The 13,717-nt window shown below is 70.7% G+C and carries 19 protein-coding genes and 2 pseudogenes; 9 read left to right on the plus strand and 12 right to left on the minus strand.

The window, feature by feature from the left end; translation table 11 throughout:
• From K4G64_RS33650 to K4G64_RS33660, 3 genes and pseudogenes are all read left to right on the plus strand, one after another.
• Window positions 1–219, plus strand: a pseudogene (locus K4G64_RS33650) (hypothetical protein); the annotation flags it as partial.
• Window positions 165–476 carry a hypothetical protein gene (locus K4G64_RS33655; protein ID WP_221759718.1) on the plus strand — a complete coding sequence of 104 codons (312 nt, stop codon included), beginning with the start codon at window positions 165–167 and terminating at the stop codon, window positions 474–476. The pseudogene K4G64_RS33650 and the gene K4G64_RS33655, both read left to right, overlap by 55 nt.
• A gap of 7 nt (window positions 477–483) precedes the next feature.
• Window positions 484–699 carry a helix-turn-helix domain-containing protein gene (locus K4G64_RS33660; protein WP_260461343.1) on the plus strand — a complete coding sequence of 72 codons (216 nt, stop codon included), beginning with the start codon at window positions 484–486 and terminating at the stop codon, window positions 697–699.
• Window positions 700–855: 156 nt separating this feature from the next.
• Here the strand turns inward: K4G64_RS33660 and K4G64_RS33665 are convergent, their stop codons facing one another.
• Window positions 856–1,131, minus strand: coding sequence for a hypothetical protein (locus tag K4G64_RS33665; protein ID WP_221759706.1), 276 nt, complete (start codon window positions 1,129–1,131; stop codon window positions 856–858).
• A 329-nt stretch (window positions 1,132–1,460) separates the two neighbouring features.
• Between K4G64_RS33665 and K4G64_RS33670 the strand changes: the two genes are divergently transcribed.
• Entirely contained in the window at window positions 1,461–2,681 is a 1,221-nt protein-coding gene (locus K4G64_RS33670) for a serine hydrolase (RefSeq protein WP_260461340.1), read from the plus strand.
• Window positions 2,682–3,212: 531 nt separating this feature from the next.
• Window positions 3,213–3,794: a transposase family protein gene (locus K4G64_RS40745; protein ID WP_308122559.1), complete on the plus strand. Its 582-nt coding sequence runs from the start codon at window positions 3,213–3,215 to the stop codon at window positions 3,792–3,794.
• Here the strand turns inward: K4G64_RS40745 and K4G64_RS33680 are convergent.
• Complete coding sequence (locus K4G64_RS33680) at window positions 3,761–3,964, minus strand: hypothetical protein (RefSeq protein WP_031104385.1); 204 nt, start codon at window positions 3,962–3,964, stop codon at window positions 3,761–3,763. The two genes, K4G64_RS40745 and K4G64_RS33680, sit on opposite strands and share 34 nt — an antisense overlap.
• Before the next feature lie 299 nt (window positions 3,965–4,263).
• Between K4G64_RS33680 and K4G64_RS33685 the strand changes: the two genes are divergently transcribed.
• Both K4G64_RS33685 and K4G64_RS33690 read left to right on the plus strand, forming a co-directional pair.
• Window positions 4,264–4,716, plus strand: coding sequence for a S26 family signal peptidase (locus K4G64_RS33685; protein WP_221759707.1), 453 nt, complete (start codon window positions 4,264–4,266; stop codon window positions 4,714–4,716).
• A gap of 29 nt (window positions 4,717–4,745) precedes the next feature.
• Window positions 4,746–6,620 (plus strand): AfsR/SARP family transcriptional regulator, encoded by a 1,875-nt coding sequence (locus tag K4G64_RS33690; RefSeq protein ID WP_221759708.1) that lies wholly within the window; start codon window positions 4,746–4,748, stop codon window positions 6,618–6,620.
• On the opposite strand, the gene K4G64_RS33695 is transcribed toward K4G64_RS33690, so the two are convergent.
• The 9 genes and pseudogenes from K4G64_RS33695 to K4G64_RS33720 form a co-directional block, all read right to left on the minus strand.
• Window positions 6,601–8,613 carry an ATP-binding cassette domain-containing protein gene (locus K4G64_RS33695; RefSeq protein WP_308122560.1) on the minus strand — a complete coding sequence of 671 codons (2,013 nt, stop codon included), beginning with the start codon at window positions 8,611–8,613 and terminating at the stop codon, window positions 6,601–6,603. The two genes, K4G64_RS33690 and K4G64_RS33695, sit on opposite strands and share 20 nt — an antisense overlap.
• A complete protein-coding gene (locus K4G64_RS33700) occupies window positions 8,610–9,113 on the minus strand; it encodes a hypothetical protein (RefSeq protein WP_221759709.1) in 504 nt (167 codons plus the stop codon). Before K4G64_RS33700 ends, K4G64_RS33695 begins: the two co-directional genes overlap by 4 nt.
• A gap of 10 nt (window positions 9,114–9,123) precedes the next feature.
• On the minus strand, window positions 9,124–9,696 hold the full coding sequence (locus K4G64_RS33705) for a MauE/DoxX family redox-associated membrane protein (RefSeq protein WP_221759710.1): 573 nt from the start codon (window positions 9,694–9,696) through the stop codon (window positions 9,124–9,126).
• 82 nt (window positions 9,697–9,778) lie between these two features.
• A complete protein-coding gene (locus K4G64_RS33710; protein WP_031104392.1) occupies window positions 9,779–9,976 on the minus strand; it encodes a hypothetical protein in 198 nt (65 codons plus the stop codon).
• 121 nt (window positions 9,977–10,097) lie between these two features.
• On the minus strand, window positions 10,098–10,889 hold the full coding sequence (locus K4G64_RS40750; protein WP_260461341.1) for a CocE/NonD family hydrolase C-terminal non-catalytic domain-containing protein: 792 nt from the start codon (window positions 10,887–10,889) through the stop codon (window positions 10,098–10,100).
• Between the two features lie 20 nt (window positions 10,890–10,909).
• Window positions 10,910–11,005, minus strand: a pseudogene (locus K4G64_RS41190) (hypothetical protein); the annotation flags it as partial.
• Window positions 11,002–11,265 carry a hypothetical protein gene (locus tag K4G64_RS40760; RefSeq protein ID WP_308122561.1) on the minus strand — a complete coding sequence of 88 codons (264 nt, stop codon included), beginning with the start codon at window positions 11,263–11,265 and terminating at the stop codon, window positions 11,002–11,004. The gene K4G64_RS40760 and the pseudogene K4G64_RS41190, both read right to left, overlap by 4 nt.
• A complete protein-coding gene (locus K4G64_RS40765; protein ID WP_260461342.1) occupies window positions 11,249–11,473 on the minus strand; it encodes a hypothetical protein in 225 nt (74 codons plus the stop codon). Before K4G64_RS40765 ends, K4G64_RS40760 begins: the two co-directional genes overlap by 17 nt.
• Window positions 11,470–11,811 (minus strand): hypothetical protein, encoded by a 342-nt coding sequence (locus tag K4G64_RS33720; protein ID WP_221759711.1) that lies wholly within the window; start codon window positions 11,809–11,811, stop codon window positions 11,470–11,472. Before K4G64_RS33720 ends, K4G64_RS40765 begins: the two co-directional genes overlap by 4 nt.
• Window positions 11,812–12,051: 240 nt before the next feature.
• Here K4G64_RS33720 and K4G64_RS33725 point away from each other — a divergent pair, with 240 nt between their 5' ends.
• Entirely contained in the window at window positions 12,052–12,429 is a 378-nt protein-coding gene (locus K4G64_RS33725) for a fic family toxin-antitoxin system, toxin component (RefSeq protein WP_221759712.1), read from the plus strand.
• Between the two features lie 116 nt (window positions 12,430–12,545).
• On the opposite strand, the gene K4G64_RS33730 is transcribed toward K4G64_RS33725, so the two are convergent.
• Window positions 12,546–12,719: a hypothetical protein gene (locus tag K4G64_RS33730; protein WP_221759713.1), complete on the minus strand. Its 174-nt coding sequence runs from the start codon at window positions 12,717–12,719 to the stop codon at window positions 12,546–12,548.
• Between the two features lie 483 nt (window positions 12,720–13,202).
• Between K4G64_RS33730 and K4G64_RS33735 the strand changes: the two genes are divergently transcribed.
• On the plus strand, window positions 13,203–13,694 hold the full coding sequence (locus K4G64_RS33735; RefSeq protein ID WP_221759714.1) for a sortase: 492 nt from the start codon (window positions 13,203–13,205) through the stop codon (window positions 13,692–13,694).
• Window positions 13,695–13,717: the final 23 nt, after the last annotated feature.

Below are 13,717 nucleotides of genomic sequence, written 5' to 3' on the forward strand. Positions count from 1 at the left end.
GGCGGTGGCGGTGGCGGTGGCGGTGGCGGTGGTGACTCCTGCCCCCTGATCAAGCGCAACTACGGCATCTGCGACAGCAAGGAGCCGAAGGACCCGAGGGCCCAGGGCAGCTTCAAGACTTCCTCGGCGGCGTCGGAGACCTGGTCACAGAGGGCCTGGGCGCCATGGAATACGCCACCGAGCCCTGGTGCTGGGGTGGCGGCGGCAACTACGGCGTGAACGACGACTACAAGAAGTTCACCGAGGACCACGGGGTCGACCCGAACACCAAGAACTACGACGCAGGAAAGGACTCCGCCGAGGCTGCTTCGCTGTTCAACCTCGCCGGGGCCGCCAGATGGTTCCTGAAGCACCTCTTCACGTGGATGGCAGAGCAGACTGAGATCAGGTCCGACGAGGGTGAAGAAGTGCGCACTGAAGCGCGTATGCCGCCGAAGACGGGTCGGGAATGGCAGGGGCCCGCGGAGGCACAGTGAGCGCCCGCTGTTCGACGGTATAGTCGTCCTGACCGTTGCTGAGGTGGCGTCCGTCATGCGCGTCTCCAAGATGGCGGTCTATCGCCTGGTCCACTCGGGGCACCTGCCGGCCATCCGAGTCGGACGATCCATCAGGGTCCCCGCGCCAGCTCTTTATGAGTACTTGCGGGACAGCGTGACCGAGACCATCGGCGTTGATGAGGAGACCATCGACCAGCCCTGATACTCGAGCGAGCCCTGCACCCCACGCCCTGCAGCCCGACCGAGCGCACTATGCCCCTCAGCCAGGTGATCACCCGGCCGGCTGCACCGCTCCGGCTGGTGGTGCAGGCCGCCGGAACCGCGAAAGCCCCCTTGGGCGGAGCCGTTTGGTAGGTGGTCACTCGCTGAAGAACGGCACCTGAGCTACGCCGATGTCCGTGCGGACGCGGTGCGCCCGGGCCGGGTGCCGCCACCGCCCGGCCGCGCCCCGGGCCATGTCGCTAGCCACCTCCATCACGACGTCGGGCTGCACCAGGCGCACGTCGGGGGTGCGCTGTGTTCCCCATCCAGCAGTGAACGTCCATCCCTCCCAGGGGTGCACAGCCAAGGGCGGGGCGAGTTGCTCGGCTCTGGTGGAGCAGTGGAAAGCGAACCAGGAACAGAAGAGGGCCATCGCCGCTGAGCGATGGGAGCAGGAAAACGCTGGCGAGAGGAAGACCGGGAGGAGGCCAAGGCGAGGGAGGTAGCGGAGCTGGAGAAGCAGGCGGAAGAAGAGGAGCGCACAGCGGAGGAGAAGGCCCGCGCGGCCGAAGGGAAACCCTCGCACCACGCCCACCAGTGGCTGAACCGGGGCGGGAGTGACGAGCGGGTGCTAAATCAAGCGGGGTCACATCCCTTGCTGCGGATCGAGGCTCACGGATGCACCCCAGGCGAAGATCACAAGCCCGTCCCGGCGCGCCGGGAACGCGCGTACTCGGCACCCGCGCCCTGAGACCGCGCCCCATGGCCGCTGTGCTGACGGCCGGTGCGATCGCCATCGCCATGGCCACCCCCGCCCCCGCGGTCCCCAGGGACCCGACCACCGTCGCGTCCGCCGGCGCCCGCGCTTCCCAGGACGCCCGGGACACCCGGGACACACCCTTCACGCGGAAACTGACAGCGGATCTGCTGGCCCAAATGCAGCGGCTGCGCGTTCCCGGCGCGATCGTGTCCGTGTCCACACCCGCGCGAGGCACCTGGACCACAGCGCTGGGCACCGCGGACCTGGCGACCGGGACGCCGATCAGAGCCCGCGACCACATGCGGGTCGGCAGCATCACCAAGACCTTCACCGGAACGGTGATCCTGCAACTCGTCCAGGAGGGCAGACTCGCCCTGGACAAACCCGTGGCGGCATACCGTCAAGGCGTACCGAACGGCAGGCGCATCACCATCCGCCAGCTCCTGCAGATGACCAGCGGGCTGTACAACTACGCCGAGGACCCCCGCTTCAACCGGCAACTCGACCAGCACCCGGAGCGCTACTGGTCCCCGCAGGAACTCCTCGACATCGCCTTCCGCCACCCCGTCTACTTCCCCCCGGGCACCGGATACCACTACTCCAACACCAACTACGTGCTCCTCGGCCTCATCGCCGAGCAGGTCACCGGCCGACCGCTCGCCCACCTTCTCCGAGAACGCGTCTTCGAACCGGCCGGACTTGAGGAGACCAGTTTCGCCAACGGTAGCTCGATCCCCCGTCCACACGCTCAGGGCTACATGTTCATCGACAACGTGGACAGCCTGACCGCCCCGGTCCTGACCGGCAAGGACGCGGCCTGGGCAGACTGGTCGGCGGGCAACCCCAGAAAGGCCACGCGCGACAACGCCTCATTGGCGTGGTCCGCTGGAGCGGCCGTCTCCACGGTGGACGACTTGCGTCGCTGGGCGAAGGCCCTCGCCACGGGGACCCTGCTCAGCCCCGCAGTGCAACGCGAAAGACTGACCTTCGTGCCGACCTCCGACCTCCCCCGGGCACCGACTTACGGCCTGGCCGTCGCGAACATCCTGGGATACATCGGCCACGACGGTGAGATCCCGGGCTACAACAGCTTCATGGGCTACGACCCGGCCACCCGCACCACCATCGTGGTGCTCACCAACCTCAACCAGTCACCCGACGGCACGGCACCCGCCATCGAGCTCACGGAGCAGATCATCGGCCAACTCACGCCGCAGGACTGACCTGGGCGTACGAGCGGGCGTGAGCGGCCGCCTTGTCGTCCGGGTCCGGCGCCGGTACGCCGGCCTTCTTCAGAAGGTGACGCACCTACATTACGACCTGCGCTTCTACGCCCGGGGACAGAACAGCAGGGGTCCACAGGGGTCAGTAGAACGACTATGCATGCGGTGTACTCCCTCACGCGCAAGTACCCCAATGCGACCCGCCGTCGATAGAATCCGGGAAGACGCGAAAGGAGCCCTACATCCCAACGGGCTTCCTAGGCAACAGAGTTGGGAGGGCTCCTTGCGTGCTGTCCCTGACGAGCTCGTGCACGGTAGGCGGTGAGGCGTCGGGCTCCTGATCGTCGATCATGGTCGTGTGGTGGGGAAGGCGTCTCGTGCAGTGATCGTCAGCGACCGGAGTATCGCGGGCCTGTCGGCTGACGTGATCACGGAACTCGTTGCTGAGGTGGGGCCGTTGTGGCACGCACGGCACCAGGCCAAGCTCGCGTCCAGCCGCGGGGCTGTGGGCGCAGGTGTAAGCACCGGCTGGTGTTCGTCGACCGGCTCCTGGCCACGCTCGTGCATCTGCGCCATGCCGTCACTCATGACGTGCTGGCCTGCTGGTTCGGTGTGGACCGCTCCACCATCACACGTGCCATCGGCGAGGTGCGGCCACTGCTCGCCGAGCGAGGGTGCACCATCAGCCCGGGTGCGCGGCTGCGGACACTGGCCGAGGTCGTCGACCACCTCGGAACCAGCGGGCAGACCGGCATCATCGACGGTGCCGAGATCCGCGTCAGGCGACCGGCCGCCGGGCGCAAGGACCGGGACACGTTCATCTCCGGCAAGAGCAAGCAGAACGCGGCGGCCCCAGCATTTTCACCGACTGCAAGATCTGTCAGAGCGGTCGCCCCAGGGCAGCAGGCCATCCTCTGGCAGACCGTCCTTCAGGAGCGGGAAGCTTCTCTCGGGGTCCTGAAGGACGCCGCCGCTTCCCCCGGCAGCGGGTGCGGGGCGACGGCTGAGCGTCCTCCGGACGAACAGCGCGCCGATCGGGCCGCGGACGGCGCGTCCGCGGCCCGATCGCCATGTCGCCGTCAGGCCGACGGCCGGCAGGGCGAGCTGAGGTAGCAGGTGCCGCAGGAGGTGTAGCCACCGACCACATGGCAGGTCTGCCGGTAGTAGAAGCTGTTGCGCTGGCTGCAGTAGCAGATCTTCTGGAAGGTGGTGTCCGCCTGGGCCACGGCCTTGGGCACGAGCCTGCCCAGAATCTTGTCGCCCATCGTCCCCATGAATCCCATCACTGCCGTTTCCTTTCGAGTACGCACTGCCGGAAAGAAGCAGATTCGACCGTAGCAACGGCAGATACCGCGCTTCGTACAGTTCGGATACAGCGAGCGGAAGAGACCGGTCCGCAAACCGTGTCCAGCGAACCGCCCGAAACACCCATAGACACCCAACTTTCACGCGAATTGCAAAGGGGGCGAACAGGGCGCGAGGCACCCCCGGGTTTCCCGCGGGGGCAAGAAGAAATACATTGACAGGCAATACGGCGGGCGGGCACGATCACACCGACCGGCGGAACCCACGGGGGGTGACTGTGCCTGTTCTGTTGATTGCCGTTGGGTTCCTTGTCGGCCTCGCCGGCGCCGTCCTTGCCGCGCTCCGCATACGCGGCCGATACACCGTGGTCACCGTGGAAGGCACCAGCATGGCGCCGACGCTTTCGCCCGGCGACCGGGTGGTGGTGGAACGCCGCACCGTCGACCAGGTGCGGACCGGGGACATCGTCGTACTGCAGCCCCCGCGAAGGACGGGCGACTACGAACCGCTGAGCGACCGCGCATGGAACATCAAGCGGGCCGCCGCGCTTCCCGGGGACCGTATTCCGGAAGGAATACCGGGAGGCGGAGACCTCACCGAGGTCCCGGACGGGCGGCTGGTGGTGCTCGGCGACAATCTGGACAGTATTGATTCCCGTCATCGGGGATTCTTCGAGGCCGACCGGATCATGGGCGTGGCGGTCCGCCGACTGGGCGGCAGTGCTTTGTAAAAATCACATACCGGGGGACAGCCACAAGCATGACCGTCGAGTTCCGGGCCCTCGGCCCGCTGGAAATCGTGGACGGTGGCCAGACCGTCCGTATAGCCGCTGACAAACAGCGCACCATTCTCGCGATGCTGGTCGCCCACCGGGGCGGCGTCGTCTCCGTGCCCGCCCTCGTGGAAGAACTCTGGGGCGGCACCCCGCCCCGGTCGGCGGTGCCCAATCTGCGCACGTATGTGATGCAGTTGCGTCGGCTCCTGCCGCCCGCCGCGGACGGCACGCACCCCCGGCTGATCACGTCCCGCTCCGGCTACGCGCTCCGGACGGACGACGGCGAGACCGACATCGCCCGCTTCGAGGCCCTCGCCGAGCGGGCACGGCAGGCGGCGGCCGGGCACGACCTGGCGGGGGCCACCCGCGCACTGGGCGGCGCCCTGGCACTCTGGCACGGGGCGCCACTGGAGAACGTCGTCAAAGGACCCGCCCTGGAGGGCATCGCGGCGGACCTCACCGAGCGGTACCTGAGCGCGATCGAGGCACAGGCGGACGTGGAACTCGCGCGCGGTGCCGGGGCGGCCGTGGTCGACACCCTGCGCCGGGCCGTGCGCCGGCATCCCCTGCGCGAACGGCTGCGCAGCCGCCTGATGCTCGCCCTGCATCACAGCGGCGACACGGCCGGCGCGCTCGCCGCCTTCACCGACGCCCGCGAAACGCTGCGCAACGAACTCGGCCTGGACCCGGGGCCGGAGCTGTGCCGCACCCAACAGGCCGTGCTGCGCCGGGAACCGGATCCGACGTCCGTCCCGGAGGTCACCGCCCTGACGACGGCGCGGCCCGCGCACCCGGCCACCGGTACGGTGCCGCGCCAGCTCCCCCGGGCTCCCGGGCCGTTCGCCGGACGGGCGCACGAGACATCCCTGGTGCGGGACGCCCTGCGCACCCGGGACGGGACGACCGCCGGGGCGCCGGTCGTGGTGCTGCACGGGCCGGCCGGACGCGGGAAGTCGGCGCTGGCCCTGCACGTCGCCCACCGGGTCGCCGCGGACTACCCCGACGGCCAGCTCTACGTCGATCTCGACAGCCCGCGGGCCGGCGCCGGCCCCCTGACCCCGGTCACCGTGCTGCGCCACTTCCTCCGCTCGCTCGGCATGCCCCGGGCGGACGTGCCGACCGCCCTCTCCGAGGTCTCGGCCTACTACCAGTCCATGGTCGCGGGCCGGCGCGTCCTCGTGGTCGTCGACAACGCCTTCCACCGCGGCCAGGTCCTTCCGCTGCTGCCCGCAGGCCCGGGGTGCGCGGTGCTGGTCACGAGCCGGAGTGTTCTGCCCGCGCTGGACGCGGTGAATGTGCCGGTGGACCCCCTGGACGAAACGGACTCCGTCCGCCTGCTGTCCCTGCTGGCCGGGGACGCGCGCGTCACCGCGGAGCCCCGGGCGGCGCGAGAGATCGCACGGCTCTGCCACGGAAACCCCCTCGCGCTCAGCATCGCGGGGGCCCGCTGCGCCGGCCGCCCGCGGGGGAGCCTCGCCGGACTCGCCGCCCGGCTGCGCGACCCGGCGCGCACCCTCGACGAATTACGGGTCGCCGACCTGACGATGCGCTCGTCGTACGCCAGGAGCTACCGGGAGCTGTCGGCCCACGACCCCGAACACCGCGCCGCCGCACGGGCGTTCCACCGGCTGTGCACCCTCGGGGCGTCCTTCAGCGCGACGCGCGCCGCCGAGGCCATCGGCGCCGCCCTGCCGGCTACTGAGCGGGCCCTGGACTGCCTGGTGACCGTCGGGCTGCTCACTCCGGTGGCGCGCGAGGGGTTCCGGATGCCTGATCTCGCGGGCCTGTACGCGCGAGAGCTCGCCGCCCGCGACCAGGTCCGCTACAGGGAGCCGGTGCTCAGCCGATCGGCGATATGACCGCGTGCGACGGCTCCGCCGCCGGTGCCCCGGGCCGGTCCGCCACCTCCGGACGAGCCGCCACGTCCGGACGAGCCGGTGCGTCCGGGGCCTGCGGTGCGTCCAGGGCGTCCACGGCCTCGGGTGCGTCCGGGGCGTCCGGGGCGCGATAGCCCTCGGCCTGGATGGCGAACAGACGCGCGTACTCGCCCTCCCCGGCCATGAGCTGCTCGTGCGTTCCCCTTTCCACGATCCGGCCGCCCTCCAGCACGACGATCGCGTCCGCCTCGCGGACCGCGCCGAGCCGGTGGGAGACGAGCAGGCTGGTGCGCCCCGACCGGTGTTCGCGCAGCCGGGCGTGGATCTCCGCCTCCGCCTGGGCGTCCAGGCCGGCACTGGGCTCGTCCAGGATCAGCAGGTCCCGGTCGTCGCGCAGCAGGGTGCGGGCGAGCGCCAGCCGCTGCCACTGGCCGCCGGAGAGCACGACCCCGGACTGCGGGTCGTCCTCGGCCTGGTCGGCGAATATGCGGCTGAGCATGGTGTCGTAACCACGGGGCAGCCGCTCCACGGTGCCGTCGGCATCGGCGAGCCGGGCGGCCTCGCGCAGTCGCGGGCGGTCGTCGAGCGCCTGGAGTTCCCCGACGCCGATGTTCTCCGCCGCCGTCAGGTCGTAACACATGTAGTCCTGGAACAACACGCCCATACGACGGCGCAGTTCGGCCGGCGGCACGTCGCGGATGTCCACTCCGTCCCAGTAGATCGCCCCTTGGGTCGGATCGTAGAAACGGCAGAGCAGTTTGATCAGGGTGCTTTTCCCCGCGCCGTTCAGCCCGACGAGGGCGACCGCGGTTCCGTGCGGGACGGTCAGGTCGACGCCCCGGAGAATCCACGGATGGTCCTCGGCGTACCGGAACCAGACGCCGCGCAGTTCGATGCCCCGGCGCAGGGCCGGCAGTCGCCCCGAAGGGTCCGCCGACGGCAGGTCGTCGGGGAGCGACATCACCTTGTCGTGGTACCCGAAGACGAGCAGCGCCTCATGCGCCATCGCGACGTTGTCCACCAGACCGGTCAGGGCGGCCTGGGTACCGGCCACGGCGGCGACGAACGCCGTCACGTCGCCCACGCTCAGGGCCCCGGTCGTGGCGGCCCGCACCGCCCACACGAGTCCCAGTCCCGCGACCACCGTGGACAGCAGCGCGAGGAGGGACTGCGTCCGCGCCTCCTGGCGGTCGATCCGCTGTTCGCCCTCCTGCCGGATCGCGAGCTCCGTGAGCATGCGCCCCTTGAGGAAGTCGCCGAGGCCGAACAGCCGGGTCTCCATCGCGCTGCGGACGTCGGTGAGAAGCAGCGAGTAGAAGACCTGGCGGCGGACCGCGGGGGAGACTCCCGCGAGCATGCCGACCCTGCGCCGGGACAGGGAGAGCCGCGCGAGGAGCGCGGGGACGGCGGCCACCGTGACGAGTGCGGCCATCGACGGGCTCAGCAACGCCAGCGTCCCGAGCAGGCTCACGAGCGTGATGACGTTGCGCGCGGTGTCGAACAGGCCCGTGGTGACGGGGCCGAGCCCGCCCCCGGACGCCTGCATGGCCATGTTGAGGTCGTTACGGAACCCGGGGTTCTCGAACCGGGACAGCCCCTGCAGCCGGTTGACGGCGCCGTACAGGCGGTCCTGCATCAAGCGGTCCAGCCGGCGGCCCAGTTCGTTCTGCAGGTAACCGCTCAGGTGCGGCAGCACACCAGCCGCGAGGCCCACGGCGGCCAGGCCCGCCGCCAACTCCAGCACGTGTTCCGGTCGTCCGCCGGCCAGGTCGTCCACGACGAGTTTCGTCAGCCATGCCGTGGCGGTGGGCAGCAGGCCGAGGACGACGGTGACGAGCGAGTACGCCAGCGCGTGCCACGGTCCCGCCCGCCAGCACATCGACCAGGCGACCCCGAGGTGCCGCACGGTCCGCCTCGGCCCCGCCGTGACCGCCCGCCCGGTGGGCCCGGCCTGCGGTCCGTTCTCCACGCTCACGCCGCCGGGGCCGGCTCGGGCAGCTCGGCCAGCTCGGTGGACGCCTGCACCACCAAGCCCTCCCCGTCGACCAGGACGAAGGTGGGGAAGGCCTGGATGCCCATGTCGTCGGCCACGGCGTGGGCGTCCTCACCCCGGATCACCGCCGCGTCCGGACCCACCGCGGCGACCAGCTCGTCGGCGCGCGCCCCGTCGCCCGACACCACTGCCAGCGCCCCGTACCGGCGGGCCCGGACGGCGAACTTCGGCGCGTGGTCGTGGCAGGTGTCGCACTGCGCGTCGAAGAAGGCCACGAGGGTGGCGCCGGGTGCCCGGGCGGCTTCCGGAAGCCGGTGGCCCACCAGCATGCCCGGGTCGTACGAGGAGAAGCTGGGCCGACCCTCCAGCCGTTCGAGTTCCGCGGTGTGCTCGCGCAGCCGGCGCAGCACCGCGAAGGTGAGGAGCAGGTCGAACAGGCACAGCACACCGACCAGGACGACGGCGGCAATCAGAAAAGGCATGAAGGGGACCTCACTTGTGGACGGCGCGTGGACGGGCGGCGACCGGGGCCGGCCGGCCGGTGCGGAAGAGGGCGGCCAGGTCGTCGAGCCGGGCGACCAGCAGGGCCGCGACGACCGCCGCGACCGCCGCGACCGCGCCGCCGCCGGCGTGAGCCGGCCATCCGGCGGCGGGCAGCGCGGTCATCACCGCGAAGCCGGCCGCGCCCGTTCCGGCCAGGATCAGGTTGCGGACCACGTGCAGCGGTCCCAGCGGAGTGGCCGATGCTCCGAAGCAACGGCACGGGCCGCGGCGTCCGCCGCGCAGTGCCACCACGATGCCCGCGGTGAAGGCGAGCAGCAGGAGCACCGCGGCCGCCAGCCCCAGGGGCGCCGTTCGCGGGGGCACGAGCAGCAGCAGTACCGCGACTTCTCCGGCGATCACCGCGGCGGCCGCCGCCCTCGACACCTTCCGGGGAAAGAGCCGCAGGTCAGTGATCGACCGGGCGAACGAGGCGAAGGCGGTCCTGCTGCGCACCTTTCCGGCGAGCGCCAGCAGAAAGACACCGAACAAGAGAATCCGGCATGCGAAAGCGACGTAGGTCATGCGCGAAGTCCTCGTATGTGGGGCACGGGAGCGGACGACCCCGGACGCGTGCCAGCGCCGCCCGCCCCGCACTCGTGTTCTGTCAGCAGCCGATGTAGCGGACGTTCTCGCACTTTCCGCACGAGGTCCGTCCGCCCACCACGTGACACAGGCGGTAGATCTTGCGCCAGTCGGCGGTGCAGTAGCAGTACTCCCACCAGCTGGTGTCCGCGGACGCGGACGCCTTCGGCACGAAACGCTCGAGCACCCGGTCGGCGACCTTGCTCAATGACGGCATCATGAGTTCCCCTCCTCCTTTCGGCAGACGGTACGCACGTCCCATAGACCGGCCCGTACAGCGGAGATACAGCGGCCGCCCCGCGCCGGTACGGGAGTCCGGGGCGGGGCCCGGGGCCGGCTCCTCAGCTTCCGGCCGGGGGCGCCACCGGGAGCGTCACGCTGCTGAGCCCGGTCCTTACGGTCATCCGCGTGCCGGGCGGGTGGCGCAGCATGTAGTCGTGGTCGGTGGAGATCAGCACCACGCCGAGCCGGTGCCCCTTCTCGACGACGTGGTCCTGGGGCTGCATGGCCCAGCGCAGCCGGTACTCGCGGCCTTCGACGACCGGCGACGGCCGGGCGGCCGAGTCGCGGTTGCGGACGTCGAGCCAGCCCCGCGTCACGATCTTGAAATCGGTGGTCTCGGTGCGGTGCTTCGTCCGGTACGCGCAGCCGGTGTCGCCGGGGCCGCCCTCGCCGTAGCAGACGAGCCGCGAGGTGTCCTGGACAGTGCCGGCGATGGCCCGGGTGGCGGTCCCGTAGTCGACGAGCAGCGCCGTCGTATACGGGGATCTGCCGTCGAGCGAGGTCCGCACCGACATCTCGGGCGCGCCGTTGACGCGCAGGTCGCTCCGCAGGGGCGCGGTCGTCCAGGCGAGCCGGTGGGGATGCGCGGTGCCGGGATCGGCGACGAGCGGCTCGGCGGGCTGGGTGCGGCCGGCGTCGTGCAGCGCCCGCCCGGCCGGCCGGGCAGTGGTGAAAGGCCGCCGTCGGCGTTCAGGCGCAGCGTCAGACGCCTGGTGCCGGGCGCCGGCCAGGTGGACTGCTGCCGCCAGGTGAAGTCGGCCTGCTCGATGTCGACCGCGGGTTCGTCGAGGGCGCCGCTGTCCAGGCCGTACAGCCAGAAGTCGTACCACTGGTGCAGCTGCCGCAGCCATTCCTCCATGCGCAGCGGCATGGGGTTGCTGTGCCCGGCCTGGTGCAGCCACAGTTTGCGCGGGACGCCGTGCCGCCCGAGGGCCTCCCACAGTCGGGCGGTGTGCCGGGTCTTCACGTTCCAGTCGTTGAGACCGTGGACGAGGAAGACCCCGCCTTGATCCTCCGAGCGTCGGGCAGGTGGTCCCGCTCGCGCCAGAAGGGGCTGTAGTCGCCGGTCACCCGGCCCTGCCGGGCGGTGAGCCGGTCCAGGACGGGTTTGCAGACCTCCCGGTCGGCACGGCTGTAGACGGCCTTGGCCAGGATGTCGGTGTCCTCGCCCTGGAAGCCGCCGGGTGCGACGACTCCGCCGTTGGCCCGGTCAGCGCTGTGGATCACGGAATGCCACCCCGATGTAGGCGCGGCCGGGCTTGTCGGCCCAGGTGGGATCCACGGCCGTTCCGTCGGGTCGGACGCACCAGGCGTGCGCGAGGGAGAAGTCGACGCCATCGGGGAGGGCGTATCCCTCGGCGTAGACCAGGCCCACGTGGCGGTGTTCGTAGGCGTACCTGGCGGTGTTGCTGTAGCAGTGGCGTGCCTGCATCACCCGTCCAGCTTGGCCCGGTCCCACACCCCGACCCGTACTGTCTGTCCGGCCGCGAGCGAGGTGACGAACTCCCGCTCCGCAGTGGTCAGGGTGCACGGCACCACCAAGTCCCACTCCCATGGCCGGTGCTGCAGAGCCCGCCCGAACGACTGCCTGATCGACTTGCGCCGCCCTTTGTGCGCTGTGGTCGGGAAACCGTCCGGGTAGTACTTCAACTGGAAGATCCGCACCCTCGATCCGTGGGTGACCTTGATGTCGATGCCGTCGTCACCGCCGCGCCCGTTCACCGCCTCCACGCGCGCCGTCGCGTCGTACACGCGGTGCACCAGCGCTTCCACGATCCGGTCGAACCCCGGCCTACAACTCTGGCTTCCCTGACATTGCGGACACGACCTAGGACCGGGGCCCCGCCCCGGACTGAGCATCGGGGACTACCTCGCGCGGCTGGTCCAGGACGACGCCAGCGGGCTGCGTGCCCGAGCGGTGGGGGCGGCCGCCCGCTTCCTGGCCGACCACCAGGCGGTCTTCGATGAGGCCGAAGAGGCCCAGCAGGCACGCCGGGGAGCACGCGCGGCCTGATGGACCTGCACATCGACGTTCCCTGGATCCTGCAGATCACCGAGGCCGCCGGAGCGGACGATCCGGCCCCCGATGACTACGGTGTCCCGGTCTCGGCTGTCGCCCGCCACCGGGCCGAGCTGTTCGAGCACCCCGTCTACGACGGCCCCTATGCCAAGGCCGCCGCCCTGGTGCACACCCTGGGTCGGTGCCGCTGGCTGGAGCGCTCCAACATGGCCGTCGCCGCGGCGTCCGGCGTCATGTACCTCGAAGCAGCCGGGATCTCCGTCAAGCCCGGCCGTGAGGACGCCGTCGCCCTCAAGGACCTGCTCCTCGACCCCGCCTGCACCGCCGGGAAGATCGCCGCGCTGCTGCAGACCTGGCCCACTGCCACCTGAGCACCAGGCCCGCCCGCCCGGGCCTGGTGCTCAACCGCGCGCAGGCCGGTGAGCCCCGAACTGCTGCGAGCCCCCACCAGCCGCCCGACCACCTGCAGCCGCGGCTGGTGGGGAGCTCAGATCGCCTGGCGCAGCCACCAGAAGACCAGGCCGACGGCGCCGGCTCCGCTGCCGTAGGCGGCGCCGCGCAGGGCGCTAGAGATCAGGGCGCTGCGACGGCGGCGGATCCATGCGCAGATGTGCCCGAAGCGGCCGGGACCCTGCGCGGCGGGGCGGTTGGTCCCGTTCATGGTGGCGCTTCCTTCTGAGTGCTGCTCGTGACTCCGGTGGGGCGGGTGGCCTGGAAACCTTTGTCCCTGCCGGGCTTTTCGTCTGTGCGGGGTCAGCACGGTTGTGGTGAGTTGCTGGTTGTGGTCGGGCGGATAGCGCGGAGGAGGCGCTCAGTCTGTGACGCTCCCGATCGGGTCGAGCGGGCCTCACCGCGGGACCCGATCGGGCATGGCCCCGCCGGTCACCGGCCCGGCACACGTCCCCGGCCGTCGGTGGGACTTCGTTAGCCTGTTCGCCGACCCTTGACGCACTCTCCTGCCGCGATTGCGGCGACTTCCTCGACCTGCCCAAATGACCGCGTGCGGGTGATCGGTACCGCTGCCCGGGCGACGCAGGTGCCACCCGTCATGTTGCGGAGGTGACGGAGCGTCGGTTGCCTCGTCAGTGACGTACAACGAGACGCCGTACAGGCCGGCCGGACGCTCTTTCACAGGAGGATTCCCTTGGGCAACACACGTATTGGCATCGGCATCGGCTTGGTGGTCGGTGCCCTGGCCTTGCAGATTCCGGTCGCCGCCGCCGCGGACGGCTCCGGTCTCGACATCAGGTCGCGGGGCGCCTTGCCCGGATCCAAGGTCACGGTCTCCATCGCGGCCTGCGGCGACGGTGTGACCTACGGCAAGGGCGAGTCCGAGGTGGCAGGGAAGTTCCACCTCTTCGAAGGCGAGAGCAAGGGTGTGCTGACCGGCGAGTTCACGTTGCCGGAGGGGACCTTGCCAGACACCGACACCATCACCGTCAAGTGCCCACCACGCACCAAGATCACGGATTCGTACGAGCTCGGGAAGCGCCGGCCCGACGGGGCCGTCGAGGCCGGATTCGGAAGTCCCCGGGACTCGGCCCCGCAGCTCGCCTTGGGCGGAGCGCTGGTCGCCGCGGCTGCCGCCGGGTGGACGGTGAGGATGCGTCACCGTTCGAGTGCGAACCGCCCCTGACCACCCTCCCCCCGCCTCACGGC

Source organism: Streptomyces sp. WAC04114 (genome assembly GCF_019733245.1).
Taxonomy (GTDB): Bacteria; Actinomycetota; Actinomycetes; order Streptomycetales; family Streptomycetaceae; genus Streptomyces; species Streptomyces massasporeus_A.